Origin of the sequence: Dermabacter sp. Marseille-Q3180 (genome assembly GCF_940792985.1) — a bacterium.
Lineage (GTDB): Bacteria > Actinomycetota > Actinomycetes > Actinomycetales > Dermabacteraceae > Dermabacter > Dermabacter vaginalis.
Genome location: NZ_CALNWU010000001.1, coordinates 391,448 through 405,527, shown reverse-complemented (window position 1 = coordinate 405,527; position 14,080 = coordinate 391,448). Strand labels below are relative to the sequence as shown.

12 protein-coding genes, 1 tRNA gene and 1 pseudogene are annotated in these 14,080 nt (G+C 63.7%); 12 read left to right on the top strand and 2 right to left on the bottom strand.

Annotated features, from left to right (window positions below; translation table 11 throughout):
• The first annotated feature begins 372 nt into the window (after positions 1-372).
• The 12 genes from NBW56_RS01855 to NBW56_RS01800 all read left to right on the top strand — a co-directional run bounded on the left by NBW56_RS01855 (position 373) and on the right by NBW56_RS01800 (position 11,326).
• A complete protein-coding gene (locus NBW56_RS01855; RefSeq protein WP_250257760.1) occupies positions 373-3,345 on the top strand; it encodes an Rne/Rng family ribonuclease in 2,973 nt (990 codons plus the stop codon).
• A gap of 243 nt (positions 3,346-3,588) precedes the next feature.
• Positions 3,589-3,897: a 50S ribosomal protein L21 gene (rplU, locus tag NBW56_RS01850; protein WP_016664727.1), complete on the top strand. Its 309-nt coding sequence runs from the start codon at positions 3,589-3,591 to the stop codon at positions 3,895-3,897.
• Positions 3,898-3,930: 33 nt separating this feature from the next.
• Entirely contained in the window at positions 3,931-4,185 is a 255-nt protein-coding gene (gene rpmA, locus NBW56_RS01845) for a 50S ribosomal protein L27 (protein ID WP_055088258.1), read from the top strand.
• A gap of 147 nt (positions 4,186-4,332) precedes the next feature.
• Complete coding sequence (gene obgE, locus NBW56_RS01840) at positions 4,333-5,871, top strand: GTPase ObgE (protein ID WP_250257759.1); 1,539 nt, start codon at positions 4,333-4,335, stop codon at positions 5,869-5,871.
• Positions 5,871-7,043, top strand: a complete 1,173-nt coding sequence (gene proB / locus NBW56_RS01835) for a glutamate 5-kinase (protein WP_250257758.1) — start codon at positions 5,871-5,873, stop codon at positions 7,041-7,043. The genes obgE and proB overlap by 1 nt, the downstream gene beginning before the upstream one ends.
• 37 nt (positions 7,044-7,080) lie before the next feature.
• The gene (locus NBW56_RS01830; RefSeq protein ID WP_250257757.1) at positions 7,081-8,361 is read left to right on the top strand and encodes a glutamate-5-semialdehyde dehydrogenase; all 1,281 of its coding nucleotides are present in this window, start codon (positions 7,081-7,083) and stop codon (positions 8,359-8,361) included.
• A 91-nt stretch (positions 8,362-8,452) separates the two neighbouring features.
• Positions 8,453-8,662: a hypothetical protein gene (locus NBW56_RS01825; protein WP_065247941.1), complete on the top strand. Its 210-nt coding sequence runs from the start codon at positions 8,453-8,455 to the stop codon at positions 8,660-8,662.
• Positions 8,663-8,672: 10 nt separating this feature from the next.
• Positions 8,673-9,281 carry a nicotinate-nucleotide adenylyltransferase gene (gene nadD, locus NBW56_RS01820; RefSeq protein ID WP_126846219.1) on the top strand — a complete coding sequence of 203 codons (609 nt, stop codon included), beginning with the start codon at positions 8,673-8,675 and terminating at the stop codon, positions 9,279-9,281.
• Positions 9,268-10,182, top strand: a complete 915-nt coding sequence (locus NBW56_RS01815; protein ID WP_250257756.1) for an ICP22 family protein — start codon at positions 9,268-9,270, stop codon at positions 10,180-10,182. The genes nadD and NBW56_RS01815 overlap by 14 nt, the downstream gene beginning before the upstream one ends.
• Positions 10,179-10,568 carry a ribosome silencing factor gene (rsfS, locus tag NBW56_RS01810; protein ID WP_250257755.1) on the top strand — a complete coding sequence of 130 codons (390 nt, stop codon included), beginning with the start codon at positions 10,179-10,181 and terminating at the stop codon, positions 10,566-10,568. Before NBW56_RS01815 ends, rsfS begins: the two co-directional genes overlap by 4 nt.
• Entirely contained in the window at positions 10,568-11,209 is a 642-nt protein-coding gene (locus NBW56_RS01805) for a histidine phosphatase family protein (RefSeq protein ID WP_250257754.1), read from the top strand. The genes rsfS and NBW56_RS01805 overlap by 1 nt, the downstream gene beginning before the upstream one ends.
• Before the next feature lie 44 nt (positions 11,210-11,253).
• A tRNA-Ala gene (locus tag NBW56_RS01800) sits at positions 11,254-11,326 on the top strand.
• Here the strand turns inward: NBW56_RS01800 and NBW56_RS01795 are convergent.
• Both NBW56_RS01795 and NBW56_RS01790 read right to left on the bottom strand, forming a co-directional pair.
• Complete coding sequence (locus tag NBW56_RS01795) at positions 11,318-12,973, bottom strand: recombinase family protein (protein WP_250257753.1); 1,656 nt, start codon at positions 12,971-12,973, stop codon at positions 11,318-11,320. The genes NBW56_RS01800 and NBW56_RS01795 overlap by 9 nt on opposite strands.
• A pseudogene (locus NBW56_RS01790) lies at positions 12,970-14,059 on the bottom strand (ArdC-like ssDNA-binding domain-containing protein). The gene NBW56_RS01795 and the pseudogene NBW56_RS01790 overlap by 4 nt, the downstream one beginning before the upstream one ends.
• Positions 14,060-14,080: the final 21 nt, after the last annotated feature.

The following is a 14,080-nucleotide window of genomic DNA, read 5'->3' as shown; positions in this document are numbered from 1 at the left end:
GTTGACCACGCGATTTATGCAATGGGTGCTTCGCGAAAAGAGCCTTGGTGTGTGGGGGAGGTGCAGGCAGTTTCGCAGTCACCTTGGGTGGCACGGGTGCGAAACCCGGTCCGACGATGACTTTCCTGCAAACGATCCGCGCATTCGTATGCGATACTTGGGAGCGATGTTTACGCTGACGCATCCGGCGTAAAGGATCCCCCGTTACTCGGGTGCCGCTCCGGCCACGCTTTGGCCGTGACGCAAGGCTCCGAGTGTCGCAGCGCTCGACCAGAGCAGCGCGAAGGGGGAGGTTTATTCGGCTTCCGCCCACGGGCGATGACACATGGTGGCATCAGGATGCGCTGGGCCGCCCTAGAACGGAGCAGCCACATGGCTGAAGTGGATCCTCTACACGAATCCTCAAGTACCGAGGGCGCCTCGCGCCCACGACGACGAACCCGCCGCGCCGCGGGGGCTCCCGCGGGTGCCCCAAAGGTGGGCGCTGAGCAACAGACACAAACGAGTACCGCGCACACGAGCGTGGCATCTCAGCAGAGCGCAGTTGTGAGCGATGCAAAGCCGCTCAACCTCCGCGAGCGCCGCCTTGCGGCCAAGCGAGAAGAAGAGCAGGCGCATAAGGCGGAAGCAGGCGCGCAGGCGTCTTCGGAACCGGGCAACTCAGCTGACGCGAGCGTATCCGGCGCGACCACGCCACGTGCCGCCGAAACCCCCACGAGCGTTACCTCCTCCAACACCGCCACCGAGAACGCGCGGAGCTCCGCTCCCGAAAACGGGGCACCGGAGGCGCGAAACGAGGCGGGTGCGGGTGACGAGAAGCCATTCGCGGCACCTGACCTCTCGAGTGACCTCAAGGCCCTTGCCGATTCTCGCCAGAGCGCCGAGGAGAGCGAGGCAGCGTCGGCCCCCGACATGTTGGACTTCGCGTCCCTCCTGTTCCAGGCCCCGACCCCCACCCTGGAGCCGAGTGAGGAGTCGAGCGCAGACGACGAAAGCGAAGACTCGAGCGACCCATTCGCCGAGGCCTCGGTGGACATTACCTTCGGTGCGCCCGATCTTGAGGCGGCCCGGCGCGCGGCGATCGAACGAGCGGAACGCGAATCGCGCGAAGCGGCCCGTACCGAGCGGAGCGCGAAAAAGAAGCACGAAGCTGACGACGAATCTTCGAGTGATGAGGGTGAGGATTCGAGCGGCAGCGAATCCGAGAAGTCCGGCGATCTGAACGGTGACGACACTCAGCGCAGCTCGCGCCGACGCCGCCGTCGCGGCGGACGTGGTCGTCGAGGTCGCGGCGGAAAAGCCGACGACGACTCGAACCAGAACGGCAATGACGATGAGGGGGCCAAGGAGCCCTCGGGCAACTCCTCCGAGGCTGAGGGCTCGGGTGACAACGATGACGAATCGGGCACGTCGAGCCGTCGCCGTCGCCGTCGCCGCCGTCACTCGGGAAGCTCCGATGAACCCCAGCCCGATGACCCGCCGAACACTGTCGTCAAGGTCCGCGAGGCCCGCGACGAGGTCAAGGCAGTTAAGGGATCGACCCGCCTCGAGGCAAAGAAACAGCGCCGCCGCGAGGGCCGCGAGTCCGGAAGGCGCCGCCACTCGATCACTGAATCTGAGTTCCTCGCCCGCCGCGAGTCGGTGAAGCGCACGATGATCGTGCGGGAGCGCCCTGGGCGTACCCAGATCGTTGTTCTCGAGGACAACATCCTCGTGGAGCACTACGTCGCCCAGAAGTCACACACCTCGATGGTGGGCAACGTCTACCTCGGTAAGGTGCAGAACGTTCTCCCCTCGATGGAGGCGGCGTTCGTGGATATCGGCCGTGGCCGCAATGCCGTTCTTTACGCGGGTGAGGTGAACTGGGACGCTGCGGGGCTCGAAGGTCAGCCGCGCCGAATCGAATCAGCACTCAAAGCTGGCGACCCCGTTCTCGTGCAGGTCACGAAGGACCCCATCGGCCACAAGGGCGCGCGTCTCACAAGCCAGATTTCGCTTCCCGGTCGTTACCTTGTGTATGTCCCGGGCGGGTCGATGACCGGCATTAGCCGTAAGCTTCCGGATAAAGAGCGGTCGCGTCTCAAGAAGATCCTCAAGTCGGTCGTTCCCGCCGAAGCGGGCGTGATCGTCCGCACCGCCGCCGAAGGGGCCAGCGAAGAAGAGCTCACGCGCGACGTTGAGCGCCTCCAGAAGCAGTGGGAAAAGATCGAGAAAGCGAGCGCCAAGGGGAAGAACGCCCCCACGGCCCTCTCGACCGAGCCCGACCTCGCGATCAAGGTCGTGCGCGATATTTTCAACGAAGACTTCACGTCGCTCATCGTCGAAGGTGAGAACGTCTACAGGGAGCTTCACGAGTACATCAGCGAAGTCGCCCCCGACCTTCTCGAACGTGTCACCAAGCACGTGGGGGAGAGGGATTCCTTCGCAAAGTACAGGGTGGACGAACAGCTCATGAAGGCCATGGATCGCAAGGTCTATCTGCCTTCGGGTGGCTCGCTCGTCATTGACCGCACCGAAGCCATGACCGTTGTGGACGTCAACACGGGCAAGTTCACGGGAACAGGCGGTTCGCTCGAGGAAACCGTGACGCGCAATAACCTCGAGGCGGCCGAAGAGATCGTGCGTCAGCTTCGCCTTCGCGACATCGGCGGCATCATCGTCGTGGACTTCATCGACATGGTCCTCGAGGCTAACCGTGACCTCGTGCTTCGCCGCATGATCGAGTGCCTCTCTCGCGACCGCACGAAGCATCAGGTTGCGGAAGTGACGAGCCTCGGGCTCGTACAGATGACGCGTAAGCGCGTGGGCGCGGGCCTCGTGGAGACCTTCTCGAGCATGTGTGAATCGTGCAACGGGCGCGGCATCCAGATCGATCTTGACGGCCAGCACCACCATGAGCCGCCGGCATTTGATGACGAACCGAAGAAGTCGCGCAGGCGCTCGAAGAAGTCGCGGAACGCCGAAGGTGATTCGAATAAGTCACGGGGGCGTGAGTCGAAGGGCTCCTCCTCTGACGACAAGGCGAATGCGGCGAAAGACGCCGTGCAGGATCTTGTGGATTCGAAGACCGCTTCAGATGTCCACCGCCTCGAGGAGAACGAGGCCTCGCGTGCCCTCGCGAGGGCAACGATCGCTTCGATCGCCGCGGCGAGCACGGGGCACACGGCTCCCGAAGTAGTGGTCGATGGTCAGGTGATCGCGCCGGTCGAGGAGCAGCAGGCCACCGAGCCGGAAGAGAAGTCTGAGTCGGCCGGAGCGACCGAAGCCCCGAGCGAAGTCGACAACGCTTCAACTGAGACCGAGGCCACGGCCGTGGATCACAGTGAGAAGCCGGAAGGCGAGTGACGTGAGGAGTTCCACAGTGAAGCCGAGCATTTTTGCAGGTCGTGGCGCCTGTGCCGGTTGAATCTGGGGAACGCATTTCGTAAGCTATACGTCGGTGCATTTCGTGCCGTAGACTTTTCCCTCCCGCAGCGGTTCTCGCGGTTGCGCTTTCGGCCCCGGCCGAGAAGCCCCGCCCGGTGCTCCGCGCGGTTTGAGGGGAAACACCCAGCATAAATTGTCAGCAAACGAGAAAAGAGCAGTGACGTGGTGTACGCAATCGTCCGCGCAGGCGGTCGTCAGGAGAAGGTGTCGGTCGGTGACACCATCGTGATCAACCGCGTGGCCGGCGAGGCGGGCGACACCGTAGAGTTCGCTCCCGTCCTCCTGGTTGACGGTGACAAGGTGACCTCCGCGAAGGAAGACCTCGAGAAGGTCACCGTGACCGCTGAAAAAATCGAGGATTTCCGCGGTTCCAAGGTTCGCATCCTCAAGTTTAAGAACAAGACCGGCTACACAAAGCGCCAGGGCCACCGTCAGGAACTGACTCGGCTCAAGGTCACAAAGATCGCCTGAGCGATCTCAAACATCGAGAGAAGGTACTGACTCATGGCATCAAAGAAGGGCGTTAGCTCCTCGAAGAACGGCCGCGACTCGAACGCTCAGCGCCTCGGCGTGAAGCGCTACGCGGGCCAGGAAGTTGGCGCTGGCGAGATCATCGTTCGTCAGCGCGGCACTCGCTTCCACCCCGGCCAGGGCGTTGGCCGTGGCGGCGACGACACGCTTTTCGCTCTCACCGAGGGCGTTGTGGAGTTTGCGCGTAAGCGCGACCGTAACGTGGTGAACGTGGTGGCCTCGGCCTGAGGCCGGCCCCACTTTCACGGGTGAGGCGGGGAAGTGCCCATGGGGCTCTTCCCCGCCTCACGTTTAACCTCCCTACACTTATGAGCGGGACAGCCTAGGCTGTTCACACGAGCGCCAAGGCGCTTCCGCTCGCGTTGAAAGGCCACCATGGCAACCTTCATTGACCGCGCCGTTCTCCACATCACCGGCGGTGATGGTGGCAACGGCTGCGCCTCGATTAAGCGCGAAAAGTTTAAGCCCCTCGCAGGCCCCGACGGCGCGAACGGCGGCGATGGCGGCAACGTGATCCTCGAGGTTTCGCGCAACGTCACGACTCTCATGGACTTCCATCATCTTCCTCACCGCCGTGCAGAGTCAGGCGGATTTGGCAAGGGTGATTTCCGCGAGGGGACGAAGGGCGCCGACCTCGTTCTCCAGGTGCCCGAAGGCACCGTGGTGCGCGATAAGCAGGGGGTCTTTCTCGCGGATCTCGTGGGTGACGGTACGCAATTCGTGGCGGCACGCGGTGGCAAGGGTGGCCTTGGCAATGCGGCCCTCGCGAGCTCAAAGCGTAAGGCCCCGGGCTTTGCTCTCTTGGGTGAGCCTGGCGAGGAACGCTCTCTCGTTCTCGAGATGAAGTCCATCGCTGACGTGGCACTCGTAGGGTTCCCAAGCGCGGGCAAGAGCTCGCTCATTGCCGCGATGAGTGCGGCGCGCCCGAAGATCGCCGATTACCCGTTCACGACGCTCACGCCGAACCTTGGCGTGGTCGAACAGGAGCAGTTCCGCTTCACGATGGCGGACGTTCCCGGCCTGATCCCCGGTGCATCGGAAGGTAAGGGGCTAGGTCTCGATTTTCTTCGGCATATCGAGCGCTGTCACGTGATCGTGCACGTGCTCGATGCCGCAACGATGGAGGCGGACCGCAACCCGGTTCACGATCTCGAATTGATCGAGAACGAGCTGCGTACGTACGCTGAACGGCTCGATTCTGAGTCGAGTCGGCTTGGTCTCCCGCCCCTCATGGAGCGACCGACGGTCATCGTGCTCAACAAAGTGGATATGCCTGATGGTTCGGATATGGCCGACATGGTGCGCGAGGAACTGGCCGAGCGCGGTTTTCCCGTTCTTGAGGTCTCTGCACTTACTCGCAAGGGTCTTCGCGAGCTTGCGCTCACGCTCGGTGCGCTCGTCGAGAAGCAGCGCAAGGAAACCCCAGAAACCGAGCGTGATGAGCGCCCCACGATTGCGCTCACGCCAGAGGATAAGGACTCGAGCGACTTCACGATCACCCCGGAGGAATTTGAGGGGCAGCTTGTGTACCGCATCCGCGGAGACAAGCCTGAGCGGTGGGTGCGCCAAACGGCCTTCGCGAACGACGAGGCCGTGGGCTACCTTGCCGATCGCCTTAACCGACTCGGTATCGAGGATGAGCTCTTCAAGAAGGGCGCTAAGGCTGGCGACACGGTCGTGATCGGCCCCGGCGAAGACGCGGTGGTGTTCGATTGGGAGCCGACCATGGTCACCGGTGCCGAGTTCCTCGGTCAGCGCGGTACGGATATGAGGCTCGAGGAACGCACTCGCCCCACGCGCCAAGAAAAGCGCGAGGTGCGTCGAGTGCGCGTCCAGGAGCGCATGGACCGCCTTGGTGCGATGGAGGCGGAGCGCAAATCCGGCCACTGGTCGGATCCCTCTAAGGACGATTAATGGCCCGTATCGACAAGGTGCGTATCGGGCACGGCGTGCACGACCCCGCACGACTCGATACGCGAGCGTCTCTCACGCGCGCACAGCGCATCGTGGTGAAAATCGGTTCGAGCTCGCTCACGCTTCCAAGCGGCGACCTCAACCGCAACGCGATCTGGGTGCTCGCCTCGAGCGTCGCCGCTCTCGTGCACAGCGGCCGTGAGGTCGTGATTGTGAGCTCTGGTGCGATCGCGGCGGCGCTTCGCCCCATGGGGTTCTCGAGGCGCCCGGAGTCGATCACCGATAGCCAGGCGCTCGCCTCCGTGGGGCAGGGCATGCTCATTCGTGAATGGTCGCAGGCTTTTGGCATGAGCAACGTGCTCGTGGGGCAGGTGCTCCTGACCGAAGATGACATGGTCAACCCCGAGAAGTACCAAAATGTGAGGGCCTCGCTCCACGCCCTTCTCGCCGCGGGCGCGGTCCCGATCGTGAACGAAAACGACACGGTTGCGACGCGCGAGATTCACTTCGGCGATAATGATCGCCTCGCGAGTCTCGTCGCACAGGTGACGGGGGCTGACCTCCTCGTTCTTCTTACGGACGTCGATGGCCTGTTCACGAAACCCCCCAAGGAGCCCGGTGCCGAGCGTATCTCGGTTGTGAAAGATGCAGCTCGACTTGACGGAGTGGAAATCGGCTCGAGAGGGTCGACCGTCGGAACCGGCGGGATGGTCACCAAACTTTCCGCCGCGCACGACGCGACCATCACGGGAACCGCGTGCCTTCTCACCATCCCCGCACACTTCGATGCTGCGATTGCGGGCGGGGAATTCGGAACGTTTTTCCCTGCGCGTGCGAAGGGGCGGCGGCGCTCGCGACTCATGTGGCTGAGCTATGCGAGTCGCGGGGAGGGTGTTCTCGTGCTCGACGATGGCGCCGTGCGCGCGGTCGTGGAGGAACGGCGTTCGCTTTTGCCCGTGGGCATCACGCGCGTGGAGGGCACCTTCGCAGCCGGATCTCCCGTGGATATCGCTGATGGCTCGGGGCGGGTGTTGGCGCGCGGGCTTACGTATTTTTCGTCCGACGCTATCTCGCGCATCATGGGACTCACGTCGGAAGAGATTGCCGCGCGCGAAAGCGAGATCGGTGGGCACACAGTTGTGCACAGGGACGATCTTGTGCTGTTGAAATAGACGCTTCACCGGGATAGATGCGCTATAAGTGGTGCTTATGAATGAGCAGCCCACGGTGACCGAAAGGGTCCACGACATTGCTGCGCGCGCGAAGCGCGCTCAACGCACGATCGCACGCGAGAACCGCGCGCGAAAGAATTCCCTTCTGCGTGCGATCGCCGCGAGGCTTGACGCGGATTGCGATCGAATCCTCGAGGCGAATGCCGAGGATCTTGCCCGGGCTGATGAGAATGGAATCGATCCGGGCCTGAGGGATCGCCTCGCGTTGAACGCCTCTCGCGTGCAGGCGATCGCCGCCCAGGTGCGCGCGACCACGGCCCTTGCCGATCCCGCCGGCGAGGTTGTGCGTGGGGGAGTGCTCGATAACGGATTGTCGCTCACCGAAGTCCGGGTCCCGCTCGGGGTGATCGGCATGATCTATGAGGCGCGGCCGAACGTTACCGTTGACGCGGCAGCCCTCGCACTCAAGTCAGGCAATGCGGTCATCCTTCGGGGAGGAAGCGCAGCGGCGTCCACGAATCGCGCGCTGGTGGACTCGATCAGGACCGCACTCACAAACGAGGGATTTCCCTCGGAACTCGTGGCTTCCCTCGATGAGTTCGGGCGTGAGGGCGTCAGTGCCCTCATGCGCGCTCGTGGTCTCGTCGATGTCCTCATTCCTCGGGGAGGGGCGGGCCTTATCTCTCGCGTCGTCGAGGAAAGCCTCGTGCCGACGATCGAGACCGGCACGGGCAACACGCATATTTTTGTCGATGAAAGCGCGGATCTTGACCGTGCGATCGACATCGTGGTGAATGCGAAAACCCAGCGCGTGGGGGTGTGCAATGCGCTCGAAAACCTCCTCGTCCACGAACGCATCGCCCCGGATTTTCTTCCGCGTCTAGCCGAGGTCCTTGCCCCGAAAAACGTGGTGCTGCACGCGGATGCTCGCTCCTACGCGGTGCTCAAAGGCGGGTCCGCGCACGTGGTGGAAGCTCGAGAGGAAGACTTCTTCACTGAATACCTTTCGCTGGACCTCGCTCTCAAGGTCGTTGCTGATGTGCACGAAGCGGTGGAGCACATTCGCCTTCACACGAGCGGGCACACCGAATCAATCCTCACTGCTTCGATCGAGAGTGAACGGGCGTTCATCGAGGGGCTCGACTCTGCTGTCATCATGGTCAATGCCTCGACGCGCTTCAGCGATGGGGGCGAATTTGGTTTCGGCGCGGAGATTGGGATCTCGACGCAGAAGCTCCATGCGCGCGGCCCCATGGCTCTTCGCGAGCTCACGAGCACGACGTGGATCGTGCGAGGTGAAGGCCACGTGCGTGCGTGAGCTTCGCGGTGTTACCACCGCGCCGCCCGCAAGATGTGGAACAATGGCATAGCCCCTCGAGGGGATGAACGATTGCGAAGAAAGGTCTGGCATGCACGCTGATTTCCTGATCCTCGCCGAAGAGGCCGCCGCGCACTCTCATGGCCCCCACCCCGCGGTCTTCGGGGTTGTCGCCTTTGTGATCCTCATGCTATTGCTCGTGGTCACCTCACTCTTCAGCGGCCTCCACCAGGAGCCTTCGTCGAGCGCGAAGACCGTCGCCGAGGTGGAACGCGAACACCGCCGCGGCGCGTCCCACTAGTTCATCGCGTATGAGCGCAAAGCGCCGAATCGGCGTGATGGGTGGAACATTCGATCCGATCCATCACGGCCACCTCGTTGCCGCGAGCGAAGTCCAGTCGGTCTTCCGCCTCGACCAAGTGATATTTGTGCCCACTGGGCGCCCCTGGCAAAAATCGGGCAAGGAGATTTCCGACCCCGAGCACCGTTACCTCATGACGGTCGTCGCGACGGCCGCCAACCCGCGGTTCACCGTCTCGCGCGTGGATATCGATCGTCCCGGCCAGACCTACACGATTGACACGCTTCGGGATCTCCGTGCGCAATACCCCGGTGATGACCTGTTCTTCATTACGGGTGCCGATGCTCTCACGAACATCCTCACATGGAAGGACTACAGCGAGATCTTTGACCTCGCGCATTTCGTGGGCGTGACGCGACCTGGCCATGACATCAACACCGAGGGCCTTCCGCCGAGCGGCGTGACCCTCATCGAGGTGCCCGCGATGGCAATTTCCTCGACCGACTGCCGTACGCGCGTCAAGCGCGGGGTTCCCGTGTGGTACCTCGTTCCGGACGGCGTGGTGCAATACATCAATAAGTACAAGCTCTATTTAGGAAGTGAGCATGACGGGCACTGAGACTCAGCTTTCAGGGCGCCGGCACGGGCGCCGCGCCCGCGCCGTGAGCAGTGACGAGCAGAACACGTCGGCGACTCGCGGCGTGACGGGCGACCTCACGCTTTATGCGCGCCGCACGGCGGTCATTCCCCCGGTTGCGGATGAGCAGCTTCCCGAACTCAAGCACTACGCGGGCAAGCGTGCGAAACGCCGCGCCGATGTCTCCGTGATGCCAGGCAGTGACGAGGGCGCTCAGGAGGCAGCTGCCTCCGAGGTGAAGGTCGATGAACCACCTGCCGAAAGCACCGGCATGGCCAAAGCTGCCCCACAGGACGCGCCGGGGGAGTCCCCCGATTCGCTGAGCGACGCTCTTCCCGCGGCGAGCGTCGGAACGAAAAAGGGTTCGTGGCCCGGTTCACTTCGGGCTCCTGAGGCCGACGCCACCGAGCCCGCTACCGAACCCCAGGCACACATCATCGGTACCGAGGCGGAACCAGGTGAAGCCGCGCAAGCGTCGGCCTGGACGTCCGTGACTGAAGGGCCCGAGGTTGAAGACACGAGCGCTTCCGAGGCACTTGCCCCGAAACCAGCCGACCCTACCCCAGAACCCGGTCCCGTGTACGAGACGACCGACGCGGGCGATCTCACCGATGCCTCCGAATGGCTTGAAGTGGGCGACCTTCCTGCAGACCAGGCGCCCGAGCCGAAACCGGCCGCACGATTTGACGGCGCTGTGCTCCACAAGCCGAGCCGCACATCCGGTGGAGTCGGCATGTGGGTGACGTGGCTGATCGTCGCCGCCATCGCGATCACTCTCGTCGCCCTTCTCATGACCGGCGTCATCGGGCCCGGCATCGTCAATGCTCTTGCGCCCGCCCCTGAGACCATCCCCTTTGACCTTTCCGGAGGACTCACTTCGTGACAGCTACCCAGGAATCCATCGACATGGCCCGTATCGCCGGGCAGGCCGCAGCCGATAAGCTCGCGGGAAACGTGATCGCGCTCGATGTTTCGGAGCAGCTCGTGATCACCGACGTATTCGTCGTCTGCTCGGGCGACTCGGAGCGTCAGGTGAACGCGATCGTGAGCGGCGTTGAAGAAGAAATGTTCAAGGCGGGCTACAAGCCGAAACGCCGCGAGGGCGAGAAGGATGCTCGCTGGATCCTCCTCGACTTTACCGACATCGTTGTGCATGTCCAGCATGCCGAGGACCGCGCGTTTTACGCCCTCGAGCGCCTGTGGCGCGACGCCCCGATGATCGACCTCGACCTGGACCTTGGCCCCGAGGCGGAGTCTCAGGAGAAATAATGGCTTCCCGGCTCATTCTTGTGCGCCACGGACAAACGGACTATAACCTCAACGGTCGCCTTCAGGGGGCTTCCGATATCCCACTCAACGAGACCGGTCTCGCGCAAGCGCGTGCCGTGGGGGAGTCACTTGCGAGGGAAGAAGCCATCGCCGCCGTGTACAGTTCGCCGCTCGGGCGGGCGCAAAGGACAGCCGAGGCGATCGCCGCTCACCACGACCTCGAGGTGACGTGTGACGCCCGGCTACGTGAACGCGGCTTCGGCGATTGGGAAGGACTCACGCGCGAGGAAATCGAAAAGGAATGGCCTTTTGAATTCGCGCTGTGGCGCGCTGGTGTGTCGAGCGGTCTCGAGAAGGCGCGGGTCGAACACCGGGCCGATGTCGCGCGCCGCTTTGATGCCGCCTGCCGTGAATTCTCTGAGCGGCATGAATCAGGCACGGTTGTTGTGGTGGCGCACGGCGCTGCGATCTCCCTTGGCCTCGCGGCGATGATCGGTGCTGGTGAGGGCAATTTCTACGGGCTGGCAAGCATGGAGAACTGCCACCGCGCCGTCGTCGAAGTAAGGCACCGAACTGAAGGTGCCGGCTGGGTGAGGCTCACATCACTGAACCTCCCGCCGGATTTCGCGAGGACACCCTAAGCGTGTAATATTGCTGGAGTCGCTTCGGCGGCGCCCAAAAATTTGGGGCTATGGCGCAGTTGGTAGCGCGTCTGCATGGCATGCAGAAGGTCACGGGTTCGAATCCCGTTAGCTCCACGTAAGATTAGATAATCGAAACTGCCCCGCCTGATGGCGGGGCAGTTTTGTTTCTGCGGTGAGTTGTGCCGGGGCGTTAATGCCGGTGTGGGCAAGGATGCTGGCGGTGGTCTTGTCGGGTGTGTAGGTGGCGTTCTCTTCGTCGTCGATGGTGATGCGGGTGAACAGGGCGCGGTTGAGGATGCGTCGTTCGGTTGGTTCGCATTTGTTGTAGAAGTCGTCGAGGTCGACGAGGAGGTCGGTGAGCTGGTCTAAGCCTGTTCGGGCGTCGGCGTAGGTGTCGGTGAGGTTGTCGAGCCGGGTGGAGATCTGGTCGAGGCTGGCGCGGATGCGGTCTTGTTCGCTTTTGAGGAGGTCGAGTGGGATCGCTTCGGCGTAGTGGGCTTGGACGTGTTTGAGGCGTTCGGCTTCGGGTTTGTCGCGTTGGGCGGTCAGGAGCTTGCGTTCGTCCTCGCTGGATCCTTCGAGCTGGTCGAACATGTCGTTGAGCACCTTCCGGACCTGTGCGGCCTGGGCGTGGCTGAGGGAGTTGCGCTGGTAGGTGCGTTCGATCTCGGCTTCGGCGCGTTCGGCGAGGATCGCGGAGCGAGTGCAGTTGGTGGTCTTGCGTCGTCGTCCGGAGCAGATGAAGTACTCGTAGCGGTCCCCGGTCTTGTCTTGGGGGCGTTCGATCATGAGCTTGGCTCCGCAGGAGCAGTACAGGGTGCCTTTGAGGCAGTGGTCGTACCTCTGGGGTCGTTCGCCCCGGGCGTTGTTGGCGTCGAGGTTGGTTTGGACCCGCAGCCACGTCTCCGCGTCGACGAGGGGCTGGTGGGTGCCGTCGTAGGTGACGCCGCGGAAGGCGACGGTGCCCTGGTAGTAGGGGTTGGTCAGGATTTTGTGCAGCCCGGTCGTGGTGAGTGGCGTGGCCGGCTGCGAAGGGGTGGGCCGGGTGGTCAGGCCACGGGCTGTGAGTTCTTTGGCCAGGCGCGACAGAGACCAGTCCCCGGTGGCGTAGGCGGTGAACGCGAAACGGACGAGGTCGGCGCGTTCGGGGTCAATCTCGATCTCGCGGGACTCGCTTCCTCGGGCATCGGCGGTGCGGACGTTGAGGTAGCCCAGAGGCGCTTTGGTGGGGGTGCCGCCGATGGCCGCTTTCTGGGTCATGCCTTTGAGGACTTCCTGGGCCAGGTTCAGCGAGTAGAACTCGGCCATGGAGGCCAGGATGCCGTGCATGAGTATCCCTGAGGGGGTCTCGTCGATGTTCTCGGTGACCGACACCAGGCTGATGTTCGCATCCCGTAGCGCGGCGTGGATCATGGCGTCATCGAGCCGGTTGCGGGCGAGGCGGTCGACTTTGTTGATGATGCAGTACCGCACCGGGTGCGTGGTGGCGTAGTCGAGCATCTCTTGGAGCGTGCGTCGTTGGGCGGTCTTGGCGGACTCGCTGGGCTCGATGAACTCCTTGACGATCACTGCGCCGAGCTGTTCGGCCTTGCGCTGCGCGGCTTCGCGCTGGGCCGGGATCGACAGACCCTCTTCCAGCCCGTTGCGGGCGGCCTGATCCTTGGTCGAGACCCGCAGGTAGCTGATCGCCGCCACCCGCCCCAGCGATCGATCCGAGCCAGGGGCCACGAGACTGGCGAGGTGGTAAAGGTTCGGGCTCATAGTGCCACCGCCTCACGCTCGGACACCACCTGCCCTGACGGGTCCGACACCGCTGGCGCAGCAGGGGACTGCCGGGTCGCGGGTTCGCGAGTGGGAGTGTCGCGTTCCAGACCGGGCGGGGTGCCGTCGCCGACCTGCACCGTGTCGAGCTCCTCCAAAATCCCCAGAGCCGTCTTGCGGACCCGTTCCCCGGTGGCTTTGACCACCTCGACCGGGTCCTGGCCCTCCACCCGGGCCGCCCACGTCGACACGTACGGGACCGTGTAGCCGGAAGTATCCATGCCATGCGCGGCCCCGACCATCAGCGCCACCGATTCGGCCTCGACCTCGCCGATCCCACGATGCTGTCGCGCCTCACCCGTATCCGGGCCATGCAACAGGACGTGTCCCAGTTCGTGAGCCAGGGTCTTCACCTGCGCGGCCGGATCCATATCCTCACGCACCGACACCACATGGGTGGCGTAGTCGGTCAGCCCGTTCGCCCCGAAAATCTCCGTCGCGTCAGCGACCAGTCGCAGCTCGAAGCCGGCCTCGGCGACTTGCGTAGCGAGGCCCTCCCACAATCCGGCAGGAGCCTGCCCCTCCAACAACCGCGGCGCCGGCGGCTCAGGAATCGGTTCGCCGGTGGTCTGTGAGGCATCCCAGACGTAGGCGGGCCGGACGCCGACCATCCTCGTGCGCACCGTCTCACCCGCACGCGGCTTCTCAACCTTACCCAGCCGCCGCCACGACTCAGCATCCTCCGGGGTTGCTGACGCGAACCGTCCCGTCCGTCACCGGCGCCAGAATCTGATACCCCGACTGCCCCTTCGACACCTGACGGCCCAACTGCTGCCACTGCTTATACCCGGCCACATGCGACGGCACCGGCTCCGGTACCAGCCCCAGCCCGTAGGCCTCCTGATGCTGGGTGAAGATCAGGATCGTGTTCGCGAACGACCGCGCCCGAAACCGGGCTGCGAACTCCAGTGCTCGGGCCCAATCCTCACCCGAGACCAGCTGCTCGACCGCACCCGTCAGCCGCTCATGCAGCGCATCAAGCTTCGCCTCCCGCGCCGCCCGAGCATCCTTGCCCGACGTAGCCATGCCGGTCTCCTTCCGCGAACC